General features: G+C 33.8%; 3 protein-coding genes. 2 read left to right on the top strand and 1 reads right to left on the bottom strand.

The genetic code is table 11. The annotated features are described in order from the left end of the window. Window positions 1-296, bottom strand: a 296-nt coding sequence (locus AC5WOE_RS19965) for a helix-turn-helix domain-containing protein (RefSeq protein ID WP_496053346.1), incomplete at its 3' end; no start/stop codon positions are given. Window positions 297-580: 284 nt separating this feature from the next. Between AC5WOE_RS19965 and AC5WOE_RS19960 the strand changes: the two genes are divergently transcribed. Continuing rightward, on the top strand, window positions 581-1,039 hold the full coding sequence (locus AC5WOE_RS19960) for a hypothetical protein (protein WP_496053345.1): 459 nt from the start codon (window positions 581-583) through the stop codon (window positions 1,037-1,039). A 1-nt stretch (window position 1,040) separates the two neighbouring features. Beyond that, window positions 1,041-1,241, top strand: coding sequence for a hypothetical protein (locus tag AC5WOE_RS19955; RefSeq protein WP_496053344.1), 201 nt, complete (start codon window positions 1,041-1,043; stop codon window positions 1,239-1,241). Window positions 1,242-1,946 lie beyond the last annotated feature (705 nt).

Genomic DNA, 1,946 nt, shown 5'->3' with positions numbered 1-1,946 from the left:
TCTCCACAATCCATTTTTGTTTCGATTGCTTTCAAATCCAATTTCAAAATAGCGAGAGTATCAATTTCTTTCTTTTTTTTCTCTTTGAGAAGACGAGGTAAGTCTTTCTTTTTTACTCCTAATTTTTCAAATAAGCGATAGACTTTTCCCTCACTTACATGTTTTCGACCCAATTCAAAGTTACTAATCGTTCCTGCGGAGATTCCTTCTTCTTCTAAGTCCCGTTGATGCAATTTTTTACTCATTCGTAAGGATTTAAAAAGCTCTCTTACCTTTGTGAGATCCAAGTCTTCCATTATCATCTTCCTTTTATCCTTAGTATAGAATATTTTTTTAAAAAGAAAAATAGGATAATTCTGTATTTTATGTACCCTTTTAGTAGTGTAGATACTATTTTTAGTTGTGTAATACCATTTTAAGGCATTATGTTTTATGTTTTTGGTTATATTGAACCTAATGTAGAGGATGAATGGTTTAATTTCGCTGATTTGTCAGAAAATTTTAATTTTGTTATGCTCTATGCAGAGGATAAACAACTAGGGGATTACAGCGGATTTCTATCTAAATCAGGGGGAGTACGATGAGAGCCAATCAGGTAAATACACTATTACCATCTCTACCAAGACGGAAAGAAAAAGGGTCGAATTTTTTTCAGATTGTTGTTGCTGGAGGCTTGGAAAAAGTAAAAAGATTTTGGGAGTTTTTAAAATCTTTTACAGGGTATCGATTGTCTCATGATTATCATATGGTGTTTGAGCAATTGAATCAAAAAAAAGATCTGCATGTCGTCATGCAACTGGAAGAGACACCTTATCATTTGTCTCGTTTTCAAAGAAAAGAAAGTATCGTGCGAATTCAAACAACAGATGGAAAGAAAATTGAATTTCCTTTGCTGGATGTTCAGATCGTGGAGATGCTGAACAAAATGGTCTATATACAAGGGAAGTCGTACGATATCTTCGCCAATCCTATTTACGTTAGAAGAAATGAAATAGAAGTGGTTGCTTGCACAGTAGTGGATGGAGGGGAGAACGTCTGAAATGGAATTGAGCGAAGCAATACAAACAGGTAAAGAGTTAGCGGAATATTTCGTTTATTGCTGTGGTGAGGGAGAAGACTACGTTCCACTTATTGAAAGGTTACGGGAAGCTAAAACACGTTCCACTCTCTTGCAAGCGTTTTACATTCTTCTGCATTATGGGGAACAATATCTGAAACAAAAAATGGAGGGAATGAACTAAAAAAGAATGGAAGATCTCTTTCGGTTTTTCCTGACAGGAGATATTGAGAAAGTTAGTCGGTTTCGGTCTACCCTCATTACCAGCATCTCAACTTTTGAGTTAGAAAAGATTCACCGACAAGAGAGATATTTATTAGAGTTACTTAGTTGTTAGATCAAGAATTATTTTAACAAAAAGTCAATGGGAATTATGTCTAATATCTTTTAGGGGAGTGGGATTGTGAGGAAGTTGCCAGAAAGTGAACTTCATCAACTCTATACAGAAAGATTTTACACATACAGAGACTTAGCAAAACACTTTCGTTGTTCAAAAAGAACCATTCGATCGAATATCGAACATTATGGAATACCAAAGTTACCAAAAGGAAACAAACTAGCAAGGTCTTTAAAGATGAGTGATATCAAATTAAGAGCATTACTTTATGAACTCCACTGGATAAAAGGAATGTCTCTAAAAAAGATTGCAATCTATTTAGGAACAAAGGATGAGACTATCTCTGTGACATTCAAAAGATACAATTTGAAATACCGTTCAAACAAGAAAAAGAAACTAAGGTAGGCTCTCAAATGAATTTTGGGAGCCTTTCACAAGGGATACTAAAACGGAATAGAAAAAAATGAAACTATAAAATAAGATATAAATAACAAAAATAGTATAAATAGTAAATAAATATAAACAGTCAATTTTCTATCCATTATCATCGAG

Source organism: Shimazuella sp. NTD248 (assembly GCF_059510395.1).
Note: the sequence above shows the minus strand (reverse complement) of the source record. Positions and strands in the feature narration are given on the sequence as shown.